At 32.9% G+C, this 14370-nt stretch carries 12 protein-coding genes; 10 read left to right on the top strand and 2 right to left on the bottom strand.

Annotated features, from left to right (window positions below; translation table 11 throughout):
• Positions 1-26: 26 nt before the first annotated feature.
• Entirely contained in the window at positions 27-938 is a 912-nt protein-coding gene (locus Q0891_RS09255; RefSeq protein ID WP_299100959.1) for a hypothetical protein, read from the bottom strand.
• Between the two features lie 270 nt (positions 939-1208).
• On the opposite strand from Q0891_RS09255, the gene Q0891_RS09250 reads away from it, so the two are divergent.
• From Q0891_RS09250 to Q0891_RS09235, 4 genes are all read left to right on the top strand, one after another.
• Positions 1209-2012, top strand: a complete 804-nt coding sequence (locus Q0891_RS09250; RefSeq protein ID WP_299100958.1) for a T9SS type A sorting domain-containing protein — start codon at positions 1209-1211, stop codon at positions 2010-2012.
• Between the two features lie 234 nt (positions 2013-2246).
• Entirely contained in the window at positions 2247-4748 is a 2502-nt protein-coding gene (locus tag Q0891_RS09245; protein WP_299100957.1) for a PIG-L family deacetylase, read from the top strand.
• 197 nt (positions 4749-4945) lie between these two features.
• Complete coding sequence (locus Q0891_RS09240) at positions 4946-6760, top strand: sodium:solute symporter (protein ID WP_299100956.1); 1815 nt, start codon at positions 4946-4948, stop codon at positions 6758-6760.
• Entirely contained in the window at positions 6760-7734 is a 975-nt protein-coding gene (locus Q0891_RS09235) for a Gfo/Idh/MocA family oxidoreductase (RefSeq protein WP_299100955.1), read from the top strand. The genes Q0891_RS09240 and Q0891_RS09235 overlap by 1 nt, the downstream gene beginning before the upstream one ends.
• Positions 7735-7800: 66 nt before the next feature.
• Here Q0891_RS09235 and Q0891_RS09230 read toward each other — a convergent pair whose 3' ends face one another.
• Positions 7801-8646, bottom strand: coding sequence for a DUF2911 domain-containing protein (locus Q0891_RS09230; RefSeq protein ID WP_299100954.1), 846 nt, complete (start codon positions 8644-8646; stop codon positions 7801-7803).
• Between the two features lie 268 nt (positions 8647-8914).
• Between Q0891_RS09230 and Q0891_RS09225 the strand changes: the two genes are divergently transcribed.
• The 6 genes from Q0891_RS09225 to Q0891_RS09200 are packed head-to-tail and all read left to right on the top strand — an operon-like array spanning position 8915 to position 14367.
• Positions 8915-9571 (top strand): TetR family transcriptional regulator C-terminal domain-containing protein, encoded by a 657-nt coding sequence (locus Q0891_RS09225; RefSeq protein ID WP_299100953.1) that lies wholly within the window; start codon positions 8915-8917, stop codon positions 9569-9571.
• A gap of 5 nt (positions 9572-9576) precedes the next feature.
• Positions 9577-10887, top strand: a complete 1311-nt coding sequence (locus Q0891_RS09220) for an AarF/UbiB family protein (RefSeq protein WP_299100952.1) — start codon at positions 9577-9579, stop codon at positions 10885-10887.
• Complete coding sequence (locus Q0891_RS09215; RefSeq protein WP_299100950.1) at positions 10888-11526, top strand: flavin reductase; 639 nt, start codon at positions 10888-10890, stop codon at positions 11524-11526. It begins immediately after the preceding gene.
• Entirely contained in the window at positions 11526-12944 is a 1419-nt protein-coding gene (locus tag Q0891_RS09210) for an SDR family oxidoreductase (protein ID WP_299100949.1), read from the top strand. The genes Q0891_RS09215 and Q0891_RS09210 overlap by 1 nt, the downstream gene beginning before the upstream one ends.
• Positions 12941-13090, top strand: a complete 150-nt coding sequence (locus tag Q0891_RS09205) for a DUF2256 domain-containing protein (protein WP_299100948.1) — start codon at positions 12941-12943, stop codon at positions 13088-13090. The genes Q0891_RS09210 and Q0891_RS09205 overlap by 4 nt, the downstream gene beginning before the upstream one ends.
• Entirely contained in the window at positions 13060-14367 is a 1308-nt protein-coding gene (locus Q0891_RS09200) for a DASH family cryptochrome (RefSeq protein WP_299100947.1), read from the top strand. The genes Q0891_RS09205 and Q0891_RS09200 overlap by 31 nt, the downstream gene beginning before the upstream one ends.
• Positions 14368-14370 lie beyond the last annotated feature (3 nt).

The following is a 14370-nucleotide window of genomic DNA, read 5'->3' as shown; positions in this document are numbered from 1 at the left end:
TTTTTAAAGCTCATAAAACGCGTTGTCTAAAGATCTCTATAATAAACCAATAAGCTGGCTGCGTTTTCTATTTTTGAGGATGATGTTAATGGATTAGGCCTATAATTTTTTAATAAGCCGTCTTCTCTTACATACATAATGTCTTTACTACCTGTATCTAAATTAATCATTTTACGTACAGCATAATTAGCTTGACGTAAATAGGCTACAGCATTTAATGCAGAGGTCATTAAATAGTTTTCTTCCGTACTATCTAAAATAATATGATATAGCTGATTGTCTTTTTCGCAAATCACTAAAAACCGTCTACTTCTATCATTATCGCCATTAGTCAGATTTTTAAAATTTTCTTTATCACTTTTATAATTCGTATAGACTAATTGGGTTTGAAAACTAGATATATTCTGTGTTTCAACTAAATTAATAAACGAAAACGTTTCTTCAGGATTATTTCTAATATTATCAGTACTAAAATACGGATAACATTTGCCATCATTACATGTATAGTTCTCTTTATCTAGATCTATAACTTGCATTGTATTAATTTCTGGCTCATTATTATGAATTAGCACAAGACCATCCATAGTTTGATGTGGTATTTTATTTAGTAACTTACCATTCTCTGCACAAAAACCAACGGGATAATTCGCATTTTTATTTACAGAAGAAGCGTAAGATGCTGAGGATACAAATAAAACTTGAACGCTATCCTTTAATTTTAAAAAAGAATTATAACTATCCCTCGCGAAAAAAGCTGATTTAATTTTACCAGTTGCAGAGTCATTTATGGTAAATGGAAATATCGAGATATTTGCGTCATTAATATTCCTCCTATCGTCAAGACTAAAGGGCTCGGCAGAAATTACAGCGATGCTCAAAAAAATAAGAAGAAATATTACTCTACTTTTCTTATTAATAATCTTCTCAATTAAGTCCATTAATGTTTTGTTTTTATTAGGAAAAAACAGTGCAATGTAGTAAAACCAATTATCAAAAACACAAAAAGTAGATGTATGGTTTTTTTTATAGTCTAGTTACAAAAAAGTAAGTTAAACGGCATTTCAAATACCTTAATAAAAATAATATCAACGCACTTTTAGAAAATGCATAAACTAACTTAAGTAAAGTTAATTGTGTTAAAAATCAATTAATTAAAGATTTTATTTTATTATTAAGTAACTTCAAAGTCAACTTAAAACACAACCAATATGAAAAAAATTACTTTACTCTTTACATTACTAACTTTTGCGGTAAATGCACAAACATTTCCTAATCCATATTGTGAAATACCGTCTGGAGCTGTTGTCGAAGAAATTTCATCAGTAAATTTTGATTTAACAAGTATTACTAATTCTGATACTAGTTCCATTTTAGTCGATAAAACAACTTCTATAGTCAATATAATTCCAAACCAAACCTATACCATTTCCGTTACTGGTAATACTTATGGCAACTTTGATACAAATATCGTAGCTTTTATAGACTGGAATCAAAATGAAACCTTAGATGATGCTAATGAGGTCTATTCTATCGGCACACTTACTAACACCACAGGAGATGATGGAACTATAGTTTCCTTAGATATAACAATTCCTTCAGATGCTGTCATAGGAGCTACACGTATAAGAATCACTAAAACATATACAGATGCGGATTCTCCTGCAATTGTAGATCCATGCTCTATTTCTTTTAATCCATTTGGCACAGCAGCTCAACCCGGTTATGGACAAGCTTTAGATTTCACTTTAAGCGTAAGTTCGCTAAGTGTTAATAGTTTTGACATTAGTCAATTATCTGTGTATCCTAATCCAATAAAAAATACTTTGAACGTAAGTTACAATGCAGAAATCAAATCTGTAAAAATCTATAATCTTTTAGGCCAAAATATTCTTACACACCTACCAAATGCCTCACAATTTCAAGTTGATGTATCTTCTTTAAATGCTGGTGTTTATATCGTTAAACTATTTTCAGAAAACGATCAATATAGTTTTAGAACTTTAAAAAAGTAAACGTCTTTTAATTAAATTTACAGAGGAATGACTTCAAGGTTATTCCTCTTTTGTTTTTATAAATTACCTAAAGAGTAAGGTAGAATATCAAAATTAATTTTAGTTATTTAATTGGTTAATGTGGTCTTCAAATTAAATTTCATTTCTGACTCAAGGAATCGTTAAATAAATCTAAATTAAAAGTGATACGTTTCAAACTTTTCTATATTTGAAACGCAACTAACTAATTACCACATGTACCATTTTAGACTCTGTCTATTGCTATTTTTAGGCAGCATTGTTTCATTACAAGCACAACAACCAAAAACATATAATTCATCAGAAATTTACGAAGCAGTTCAGAAACTAAATGTTTTAGGGTCTGTATTATACATAGCTGCTCATCCAGACGATGAAAACACAAGACTAATATCTTACATGTCTAATGAGGTTAAGGCGCGAACCGGTTATTTATCTTTAACTCGTGGTGACGGTGGACAAAACCTTATTGGCCCTGAAATTAGAGAGCTTTTAGGCGTTATTAGAACTCAAGAATTATTAGCAGCAAGACGTGTAGATGGTGGCGAACAGCGTTTTTCTAGAGCTAATGATTTTGGCTACTCAAAACATCCTGATGAAACCTTTGAAATTTGGAACAAAGATGAAGTCCTTTCAGATGTTGTTTGGGCTATTCGTAAATTTAAACCAGATGTTATAATTAATCGTTTTGATCACAGACGTGCAGGACGAACACACGGCCATCATACAGCATCAGCAATGTTGAGTTTAGAAGCTTTTGACTTAGCAAATGATCCAACTAAATATGCCTCACAATTAGAAATTACAGAAACTTGGCAACCAAAACGTTTATTTTACAATACATCTTGGTGGCGCTATGGAAGTCAAGAGGAATTTGATAAAGTGGACAAAAGTAATATGCTAAATTTTGATATTGGTGTATACTATCCAAACAAAGGACTATCTAACAATGAAGTAGCATCTTTAGCTAGTAGCCAGCATTTATGTCAAGGTTTTGGACGATTATCACAGCGTGGTTCTCAACAAGAATATATAGAGTTTTTAAAAGGAGAACCTATTCATAATAAAGAAGGTGTATTTGAAGGTATTGATACATCTTGGAATAGAATTGATGACGGAAAAGCAATTGAAAACATTTTAAAAGACGTAGAAAATAATTTTAATTTTAAAAATCCTGCGTCGCACTTACCACAACTTTTAGAAGCTTATAAGTTAATTCAGTCTATAAAAGATCAGCATTGGAAAACTGTAAAAACAAAAGAGATTAAAATTATTATTGAAGCTTGTACTGGTTTATATCTCGAAGTATCTGCAAACAGTCCTAATACTACTCCAAATTCTGAAGTGTCTTTAAAAATGGAAGTTTTAAATAGAAGCTCCGCTAAAGTAGATTTGGTGTCTTATGGTTTATCAACCCTTTCTCATGGAATTTCTAAAAACATGACGTTAACTTCAAATCAAAAATTAAATTTTGAAGAAAGTATTGTCATTCCAAACGATAGTGATTACACAACACCATATTGGTTAAACAAACAAAGTACATTGGGTATGTATCAGGTTAATGATCAAAATTTAATAGGTCTACCAGAAACGCCTAGAACAGTCTTTGTCGATTTCAATTTATTAATAGAAGGCACTCCAATAAACTATAAAAAACCGGTAATCTTTCGTTACTCTAAACCAGATAAAGGAGAATTATATAGACCTTTTGAAATCATACCTATTGTGTCAGCAAGTTTAAGTGATGACGTCTATATTTTTGATAACAACGAACAGAAAGAAATAGAAGTTATTGTAAAAGCGGGTAAAGATGGAATAGAAGGTTATGTTCAAATGGCCTACCCAAACGACTGGCAGGTATTTCCTCAAAAGCAAAAAATAGCAATAACCAATAAAGGAGATATTCAAAAAGTGGTGTTTTCTGTTGTGCCTCCAAAAAACCAAAGTGAAGGATTGATAACTCCAATGGTAAATGTAAATGGCGATTTTTATACAGATGAACTTATAGAGATTGATTACTCACATATTCCTTTTCAAACGGTTTTAATGCCTAGTGAAAGTAAGATAGTACGAATAAATATTGAAAAACGAGGCAATAATATTGGTTACATTGAAGGTGCTGGCGATGTAGTACCAGAAAGTTTAAGGCAAATTGGCTACAACGTAACAATTATTAAACCTGATGAAATAGCCCCAGAAAAATTAGCTACGTTTGATGCTGTAGTCGTTGGTATTAGAGCATATAATATAGTAGACGAATTAAAGTTTAAACAAAAACACCTATTAGACTTCGTAAAAAATGGTGGAAACTTAGTGATACAATATAATACCAATAGAAGACTTAAGGTAGATAATATAGCACCATACCATCTAAAATTATCAAGAGATCGCGTTACAGATGAGAATGCCGAAATGAGAATTTTAGAGCCAAATCACTCGATTTTAAATTTTCCAAACAAAATTACAAGTGCAGATTTTGAAGGTTGGGTGCAAGAAAGAGGGTTGTATTTCCCTAATGAGTGGGCAGAAGAATTCACGCCATTACTGGCTTCTAACGATAAAGGAGAAACTTCGAAAAGTGGAGCTTTACTAGTAGCTAAATACGGAAAAGGCAACTACATTTATACAGGCTTAAGCTTTTTTCGAGAATTTCCTGCTGGAGTCTCAGGTGCTTTCAGAATTTTTGCTAACTTACTATCCGCAGAAAATACCGATTAACGGTTGACTAAAATCAAAAAAATGTAATTAAAAATATAATAACTTCCTCATATAACTAACTCAAAAACAGAATTATGAATAACCAAAACCAACCACAAGCAAAACAAAAATGGAGTAAATTATACACAGCAGTTTTAATAGCTAATGCACTTTATATTGTGTTGTTTTACTTTATTACCGCATCATTCGCATAAAAAATGCCTCAAATTTTAGATTGGAAAGATTGGACCGTACTTATTGCTACATTAGCAATTATTGTAGGCTATGGGACTTGGAAAACAAGAGGTCAAAAAAACGCACAAGATTACATAAAGGGTGGTAATTCAACCAAATGGTGGACGATAGGTCTATCTGTAATGGCAACGCAAGCAAGTGCTATTACTTTCCTTTCTACAACTGGCCAAGCCTTTTCTGATGGCATGGGATTTGTTCAATTTTATTTTGGACTGCCAATTGCCATGGTCATAATATGTCTGGTATTTATTCCATTATACCATCGACTAAAAGTTTACACAGCTTACGAGTTTTTAGAAAATAGATTTGACCTAAAAACCAGAAGTCTAACCGCCATCTTATTTTTAATACAACGTGGCCTAGCTGCAGGAATAACGATTTTTGCACCTGCTATTATTCTCTCTGTAGTTCTTGGCTGGAACATAATAACGCTTAATATTATCATTGGAGTATTAGTCATAATATATACCGTTTCTGGTGGAACCAAGGCTGTAACCGTGACACAAAAACAGCAAATGTTTGTCATTTTTGCTGGTATGTTAGCCGCATTATTTATCATCATAAATTTAATTCCGGAAGAAGTTTCTTTTATCGATGCTATTGATATCGCTGGAGCAACAGGAAAAATGAAGGTATTAGATTTCTCATTTGATTTAGAGAATAGATACACCGTTTGGACTGGTATTATAGGCGGAACATTTTTAATGCTTTCCTATTTTGGAACAGATCAAAGTCAAGTACAACGCTACCTTTCTGGCAAATCTATTAAGGAAATGCAAATGGGATTATTGTTTAATGGTATGCTAAAAGTGCCCATGCAATTTTTTATCTTATTAGTTGGTGTTATGGTGTTTGTGTTTTACCAATTTAACCCTTCACCTTTAAATTTTATTAATAAATCAACACAAACGGTCTTAGCATCTGAGTATGGAAACGATTACAGAGCATTACAAGATCAACAAGCCGAACTATTTGATTTAAAAAATAAAATCTCTTTACAGTTAGCTCAGTCAGATGGCAATGATGATGCTTCTAAAAAACAACTCGCTGCCTTAAATATTTTAGAAAAGTCATATCGTTTAGAATCAAAATTCTTAATTAAAAAAGCAGTAGATCCAGATTACGAAAAAGCATACAACGAGCTGCAAAGTGAAGTGAACTCATTAGAAAACGATGAGGACAATTCGTCCTACATTGATAAAAATGCTGAATTAAACGCCTTATATAATGATGCTGCAAAAGACACTCAGACCAATGATAGAGACTATATGTTTATCACATTCATCTTAAATAATCTCCCGAAAGGTTTAATAGGTTTATTATTGGCTGTTATTCTATCTGCAGCTATGTCTTCTACAGCATCAGAAATAAATGCTTTAGCAACCATTACATCAATTGATTTATATGGTAGAAACTTAAAAGAAGAAAAGGATGATGAACACATGGTTAAAGTAACTAAGTGGTTTACGTTTGGTTGGGGAATTGTAGCTATAATTATTGCGTGTTTTGCGGATTTGGCTGAGAATTTAATTCAGCTCGTTAACATTATTGGCTCTATTTTCTATGGCAATGTGTTAGGTATATTTTTACTTGCTTTTTTCTTTAAATATATAAAAGGAAATGCTGTATTTATTGGCGCACTCATTACACAAGCCATTGTTGTTATAGGTTGGTGGCTAGATTGGATGCCTTACTTATGGCTAAATCTATTTGGTTGTGTTGTTGTCATTTGTATTGCAAATATACTTCAGGCAATCATGCCTAAAAAAGTGGCATAATGACCTCTAAAACTATCAATTGGGGAATTATTGGAGCTGGTAAAATAGCTTCTAAATTCGCTACCGATTTAAACGCGGTTTCTAACTGTAATTTCTACGCTATTGCTTCTAGGGATATTGAGAAAGTAGACGCCTTTAAAAAACAGCATCATGCAAATGTCGCTTACGGAAGTTATGAAGAACTTGTAATGGATAATAACATTGATGCCATTTACATTGCCACACCACATAGTTTTCATAAAACGCATACTGCTTTATGCTTAAATCATAATAAGCCTGTGTTATGCGAAAAACCATTCGCTATGAATTTACAAGAAGTTGAAGAAATGATTCAACTTTCAAAAGAAAAAAACACCTTATTAATGGAGGCCATGTGGACCAATTTTCTTCCACATTTTAATTATGTATTGGATATTCTTGAACAAAAGCATTTTGGAGAAATATTAAAGCTTGAAGCAGATTTTGGATTCTATCCAACCTATGATGAAAACTCTAGAGTTTTTGATAAATCTGTTGGAGGCGGAAGTTTATTAGATATTGGCATCTACCCTATTTTTGTAGCACTTTCTACTTTGGGTAAACCTAAATCAATTGAAGCTAAAGCAGAGTTTTTTAAATCTGGAGCAGATTCAAAATGCGATATCTTATTTAAATATAATAATGCAGAAGCAAGTTTAAAAAGTACCTTATTAGAGGAAACCAATACCGAAGCAATATTTTATTGTGAAAAGGGTATTATAAAAATAAATAGTCGTTTTCACGAGCCTTCTTCGGTTACATTAATTGACCATACAGGTCATTCCGAAGACATAAACTTCAATTATAAAACCATTGGGTATAGTTTCGAAATTGAGCATTTTAACCAACTAATCAGAGACAATCAAACGGAAAGCACAATAATGCCGTTTAAAAAAAGTAAAGAACTCATTAGAACTTTAGACAAGGTTAGAAATTTAATTGATTTAGAATATTAAAATCAAAAAACGCAACATATTAAGCTGCGTTTTTCAGTATTCTAAATGTAAATTAAGTTTAGAGCATTATTTTGCGCCCCATTCTTTAAGAGAATCTTCATTCATTTTAATATAATCTGCATTACCAGCTGCTTTAGAGCCTTCTAAAGATTTTTTAGCAATTTCAATCGCACCTTTCTTATCTCCTGTTGCTGCATAAATTAATGATTGCTTACGTAATTGATAAAAGCGAGGATTATCCATCATAGAAATCGCTTTATCCATCCATTCTTTAGCTTGCTTAATATCTTTTCCTTCAGCTAAATTATATACTGCCGCAGCATAATAATCATTTGCAGATGGTCCTGCCATTACTTTTTCTATTGCAGCACTAACCGTTTTATCAGTTGGTACTTTAAATTCTACCCCAACATAAGTCTTCTCCCACATCATTCCAATAACTGCAGAACTACTAGTGATATCATCTACCGAAATTGTAAACGATTGAATATCCATTTCTATAGGATAAACTTCAGCAGTAACTCTTGCCGCAACCTTTGATTCATCAATTTCTTTTGGAGTTCCCCAATTATTAGTGTCAGTATAAAAAATCACTTCCCAAGATTTTGCAGAAGGTGTAACAAAAATGGCATAAGCACCAGCTTTTAACTCTTTACCTCCTATTTCAACAGCATCGCTAAACGTTACCATCGTATTTTTGTTAGCTCCTGTTCTCCATAATTTACCGTAAGGTACAAGGTCTCCAAAAATTGTTCTGCCGTTCATTGCTGGTCTAGAATATTCAATAGCAACATCTGTTAAACCAACTACTTGCTCTAACTTAGCAGCAGGACTAGGTTGTGGTGTCTTAATTTGTGCATTTACAGAAAACATTAAAGTTAACGCAAATGTAAATAGTAATAACTTCTTCATAATTTATAGTGTTAAGTGTGTTTATAATGGGTATAAAATTACGCCTAAAGCCAAGCTGTATTTGTTAATAAAAACTTAAAATACCAATTAGTTTTCTGGAAGAAGATGCTTTTATATCAATATAGATCTTACAATTCAGTATCTTTAAGAACATCACTTTAGCTGTTACAAAATAGCTAAGCAATAAATTCTTGTTAAATTTTGTTTAACTATTACCAAAAATGATTAAACATTATTTATCTTTACACCATTCTTAAACGAATATACTATGGCAAAAAAGAAGGCATTTAAACAATCTGACGTAATCGAATTTTATATGGATTATGTTTTAACACATAACCACAAGCCAAAATCGGTCTATGCATTCGCAAAAGACAATAATTTTGAAGAACAAAAATTCTATGAATTCTTTGGATCTTTTGAAGCACTAGAGCAATCTATATTCCAAATATTTTTTGACCACACTATTGCTAATCTTGAGAAAAGTGAAGATTATCATTCTTTTGATGCCAGAAACAAAATGCTGAGTTTCTATTATACCTTCTTTGAAATTTTAACAGCTAATAGAAGTTATGTAATTCATGCTTTAAATGCTAGCAATAACAAATTAGAGACTTTAAAGGTTTTAAAACATTTAAAAAACAGCTTCACTAATTACGTGGCACACTTAGACATTAAGACTATTGATTTAAAACAAGAAAAGTTAGAAAAAATACAGAATAAAGCTTTAAAAGAATCTGCTTGGATTCAATTGTTAGTCACACTAAGATTTTGGATGGACGACGCATCGTCTTCATTCGAAAAGACCGATATTTTTATAGAAAAATCGTTAAAAACTAGTTTCGATTTAATAGACACAACACCCTTAAAAAGCATTATCGACTTTGGTAAATTTTTATACAAAGAAAAAATGCAAACCAAATAGAGCTTATGAAAACTATAGACAGCATACCAATTACTAAAATTTCTAGAGCCACTAAATTGGTATCTACTGGTGCAAAAGTTGGTGTTAATTACCTAAAATATTATGGCGATAAAATGGTTAATTCTAAAGAAGATGCCAAAGAACGACTTAATCAAAATAACGCCGAAGATATTTACGATAGCTTAAAAACATTAAAAGGAAGTGCTTTAAAAGTAGCGCAAATGTTGAGCATGGAAAAAAGCATTTTGCCTCAGGCTTATGTTGAAAAATTCTCCTTATCTCAATTTTCTGTACCACCATTATCGCCACCCTTAGTTATAAAAACCTTTAAAAAATATTTTGGGAAACATCCCGAAGATTTATTTGATACTTTCAACGCAACTTCAGTTAATGCTGCCAGTATTGGCCAAGTCCATATTGCAGAGAAGAATGGGAAAAAATTTGCTGTGAAAATCCAATATCCTGGAGTTGCGGAAAGTATTGCATCAGACTTAGCCTTGGTTAAACCCATTGCTATTAAGATGTTTAATATTAAAGGGAAAGATTCTGATAAATACTTTAAGGAGGTTGAAAACAAACTCACAGAAGAAACCAATTACATCTTAGAAATTGAGCAAAGTAAGGCCGTTGCAGACGCCTGCAAACATATTCCTAATTTAAAGTTTCCTAAGTATTATTCAGAATTGTCGTCTGAACGCATTATTACAATGGACTACATGAAAGGCGAACACCTGTCTGAATTTGTAGCACATAATACGGATGAAGCTTTAGCGAATCAGCTAGGCCAAGCCCTTTGGGATTTTTACATGTTTCAAATTCATAATCTTAGAAAAGTACATGCAGACCCACATCCTGGCAACTTCTTAATTTCTGAATCAGTCGATTTAATTGCACTCGATTTTGGTTGTATGAAAACAATTCCGGAAGAATTCTACATTCCGTATTTTGAATTAGCCGAAAAGGAATGCATCGAGAATCCTAAATTGTTTACCGAAAAACTTTATGAGTTAGAAATTTTAAGACAAGATGATTCCGAAGAAGAGCTGAAATTCTTTAGTGCTATGTTTCATGAGTTGTTAAGCTTGTTTACCAAACCATTTCATGTTGAAACATTCGATTTTTCGAATCCAGAGTTTTTCAATCAAATTTCAGAAATGGGACAACGTTATTCCAAAAGCACTGAACTTAGAAATATGAATGGTAATAGAGGTTCTAAACACTTTATTTATATTAACAGAACGTTTTTTGGACTGTATAATTTAATGTTCGATTTAAAATCTAAAGACGTTAAAATCAATAACTTCAAAAATTTATAAATGATAGAATTTACCAGTGACGACATCGACAAGATGGAACACCTCTACCGAATTAACCTCATTAACAGTTGTTCTGGTTATAAATCGGCAAACCTCATTGGTACTAAAAGTGAAGACGGGATTAGTAATGTTGCTGTGTTTAGTTCTGTGACGCATTTAGGTTCTAATCCTGCATTGTTAGGTTTCTTTTTAAGACCTACAACTGTCACACGTAACACCTATTCTAACTTAAAAACAACAGGAAAATACACTATAAATCACATTCATTCTGAAATTATAGAAGATGCTCATCACACTTCTGCAAAATACGATTCACACATATCAGAATTTGATGCCACGCATTTAACAGAAGAATATAAAGCTAATTTTTTAGCGCCATTTGTAAAAAATGCACCGCTGCAATTGGCCATGCAATTTGTAGAAGAATATCCTATTGCGGCTAACAATACTATTTTGGTCATTGGTAAAATTGAAAAACTATACATACAAGATACCTTGTTAAGCGACGATGGTTTTGTTAACCTTTCTAAAGGGAATGTGGCAACTATCAATGGTTTGGATGGTTATGCTATTCCAGAATTAAAAACACGCTTAGACTACCAAAGACCGAAAACAGAACTTATAAACTCAAAAAAATAATGCGCATATTAATCACAGGTACAACTGGCTATATTGCCAAAAGACTGGCACTTCAATTGCTTGAAGATGAGCATGAGTTGGTTTGTTGTGTGCGTGATTTAAACCGTATTCCAGATGAAATCGAAGACCATCCTTTATGTTCTTTTATTAAAGTAGACTTCTTAAAACCTGAAGATGCTGAAATTCCTAAAGACATCGATGCTGCTTATTATCTGATTCATTCCATGTCCACAAGTTCAGATGATTTTGAGGATTTAGAACAACAATGTGCTCAAAATTTTAAAGACCTTGTTGAACCTACCGACTGTAAACAAGTGCTTTTTTTAAGTGGCATTGTTAATGATGCTTCCTTATCTAAACATTTAAAATCGAGACTACAGGTAGAGAACACTTTAAAATCTGAAACCTATGCACTCACAACATTTAGAGCAGGCATTATTGTTGGTAGTGGTAGCGCATCATTTGAAATCATAAGAGATATCGTAGAAAAACTACCATTTATGATTACTCCAAAATGGCTCAATACCAAAACACAACCTTTAGCCGTTCGTGATGTGCTCAACTTTTTAGCAGGTGGCTTAGGCAAAACAGAACTCTACAATAATGCTTATGATATTTTTGGTCCAGAAGTCTTGACGTACAAGGAAATGCTACTTCAATTTGCTGAAGTTAGAGACCTCAAACGTTACATTGTAACGCTTCCTGTATTAACACCAAAACTCTCGTCGTATTGGTTGTACTTTGTAACCTCTACATCGTTTAAACTAGCAGCCGCATTAGTCGATAGTATGAAGGTTGAAGTGATTGGAAAACCCAGTAACATCAACGGCATTATAGGTATTGAACCTATGGATTACAAAACAGCTGTGGATTTAGCCTTTCAGAAAATTGAACAAAACGCTGTAATATCGAGTTGGAAAGATGCCGTGAGTAGCGGACGATTTAAAGACCAATTATCTAAGCATATAGAGCTACCAAAATTTGGCTGTTTTAAAGATGTCAAACAACGTAAAGTGACAGACGAAGCATTTACACTGAACAAAATTTGGGCTATTGGTGGCCGCAATGGTTGGTACAGCTTTAATGGTTTGTGGAAAATTAGAGGTTACATGGATAAGCTTTTTGGTGGTGTTGGTTTAAGACGCGGCCGAACAAGCGATACGTATTTAGAGGCTGGCGATGCATTAGATTTTTGGCGCGTTTTATATGCCAACAAAGAAGAAAAACGACTTTTATTGTTTGCAGAAATGCGATTGCCTGGCGAGGCTTGGTTAGAGTTTAAAATTGTAGACGACCAGTTACACCAACGTGCGGTTTTTAGACCTAAAGGGATTTGGGGACGTTTGTATTGGTATGCTGTTTTACCGTTTCATGCTTTTGTTTTTAATGGTATGATTAACGCTTTGGTAAAAAAATGAGAGGTGTAAAAAAGGAAAATCTTCCAACAAAGCTTTGCCTTGTTTGTAATCGCCCTTTTACATGGCGCAAAAAATGGGAACGCGATTGGGAACACGTTAAATATTGTAGTGACAGATGCAAAAAACAGAAAACAATAGCAACTTAATATGGTTTAGAAACGACTTAAGAACCATAGATAATGCCGTTTTAAATGAAGCTCAAAAAAACGGTAATCCAATTATAGCTGTGTATTGCTTTAATCCTTATCACTTTACTATTGACAAATTCGGATTTAAAAAAACCGAGAAATTTAGAGCGAAATTTTTAATTGAATCTGTACAAGATTTAAGAGCGCAACTCAACAACTTAAATATTGATTTATTAGTTTATTCTAAAGAACCACAAGTTATTATTCCAGAGCTTTGTAAAACTTATAATATCAATTCAATATTTCTTCAAAAGGAATGGACGTCAGAAGAATTAGAATCGGAAAATGCTGTTAAATCAAAATTGAGTTCTATTAACTGGCACTCTGTTTACAATCAGTTTTTATACCATCCCGAAGACCTCAATTTCAAAATTGAACAAACACCTCAAGTCTTTACCAACTTTAGAAAAAAACTTGAGAAATATGTTGCCATTCGCCCAGAATTACAACCTAAAAAATATCCAGAAAACAATCGGATTACCAACAACACTAAAATCCCAACACTTCACGATTTAGGTTTCGACCATTTTGAAACCCATCCGCATTCAGCTTTTCCTTTTAAAGGTGGCGAAACCGAAGCTAATAAACGTCTCGAGGATTATTTTTTCAACACTAAAAAATTAGGATTTTATAAAAAAACGAGAAACGGTTTAGTTGGTGTTGACTACAGTTCTAAATTTTCGCCTTGGCTAGCAAATGGTTGCATCTCAGCCAGAACAATTTATGGGCAAGTGAAAAAATTTGAAAACGAATGCTTCAGAAATCAATCAACCTATTGGCTCATTTTTGAACTCATTTGGCGTGATTATTTTAAATATGTGTCCTTAAAACATGGCAACCAAATCTTTAAGTTAGAAGGCATACTTCAAAAGGAATACGACTGGTCCTCAAACCAAACCCAGATTGATAAATGGATTAATGGCGAAACCACATCAGAATTTGTAAACGCTAATATGATTGAACTCAAAGAAACCGGTTGGATGAGCAATAGAGGACGCCAAAATGTGGCATCCTATTTTGCCAAAACATTAAAATTAGATTGGCGTATTGGTGCCGCCTATTTTGAGTCTTTACTCATAGATTATGACGTGCACAGCAACTATGGCAATTGGATGTACGTGGCTGGTGTTGGCAACGACCCAAGAGACAGAACATTTAATGTTGAATTACAAGCTGAACGTTATGACGCAAATAGAACATTTAGAAGTTTATGGTTACAACCCAAATTATTTTAGAGA

Origin of the sequence: uncultured Winogradskyella sp., from assembly GCF_947498005.1 — a bacterium.
GTDB lineage: Bacteria > Bacteroidota > Bacteroidia > Flavobacteriales > Flavobacteriaceae > Winogradskyella.
The sequence above is the reverse complement of the archived record's forward strand: the minus strand, read 5'-3'. Positions and strand labels throughout refer to the sequence as shown.

Excerpts from the sequence above, each read along its gene's own strand:
- Q0891_RS09200 (WP_299100947.1), top strand. The coding sequence starts at position 13,060 with ATGCAAAAAACAGAAAACAATAGCAACTTAATATGGTTTAGAAACGAC.
- Q0891_RS09230 (WP_299100954.1), bottom strand. The coding sequence starts at position 8,646 with ATGAAGAAGTTATTACTATTTACATTTGCGTTAACTTTAATGTTTTCT.
- Q0891_RS09215 (WP_299100950.1), top strand. The coding sequence starts at position 10,888 with ATGATAGAATTTACCAGTGACGACATCGACAAGATGGAACACCTCTAC.
- Q0891_RS09225 (WP_299100953.1), top strand. The coding sequence starts at position 8,915 with ATGGCAAAAAAGAAGGCATTTAAACAATCTGACGTAATCGAATTTTAT.
- Q0891_RS09245 (WP_299100957.1), top strand. The coding sequence starts at position 2,247 with ATGTACCATTTTAGACTCTGTCTATTGCTATTTTTAGGCAGCATTGTT.
- Q0891_RS09205 (WP_299100948.1), top strand. The coding sequence starts at position 12,941 with ATGAGAGGTGTAAAAAAGGAAAATCTTCCAACAAAGCTTTGCCTTGTT.
- Q0891_RS09250 (WP_299100958.1), top strand. The coding sequence starts at position 1,209 with ATGAAAAAAATTACTTTACTCTTTACATTACTAACTTTTGCGGTAAAT.
- Q0891_RS09255 (WP_299100959.1), bottom strand. The coding sequence starts at position 938 with ATGGACTTAATTGAGAAGATTATTAATAAGAAAAGTAGAGTAATATTT.
- Q0891_RS09235 (WP_299100955.1), top strand. The coding sequence starts at position 6,760 with ATGACCTCTAAAACTATCAATTGGGGAATTATTGGAGCTGGTAAAATA.
- Q0891_RS09240 (WP_299100956.1), top strand. The coding sequence starts at position 4,946 with ATGCCTCAAATTTTAGATTGGAAAGATTGGACCGTACTTATTGCTACA.
- Q0891_RS09210 (WP_299100949.1), top strand. The coding sequence starts at position 11,526 with ATGCGCATATTAATCACAGGTACAACTGGCTATATTGCCAAAAGACTG.
- Q0891_RS09220 (WP_299100952.1), top strand. The coding sequence starts at position 9,577 with ATGAAAACTATAGACAGCATACCAATTACTAAAATTTCTAGAGCCACT.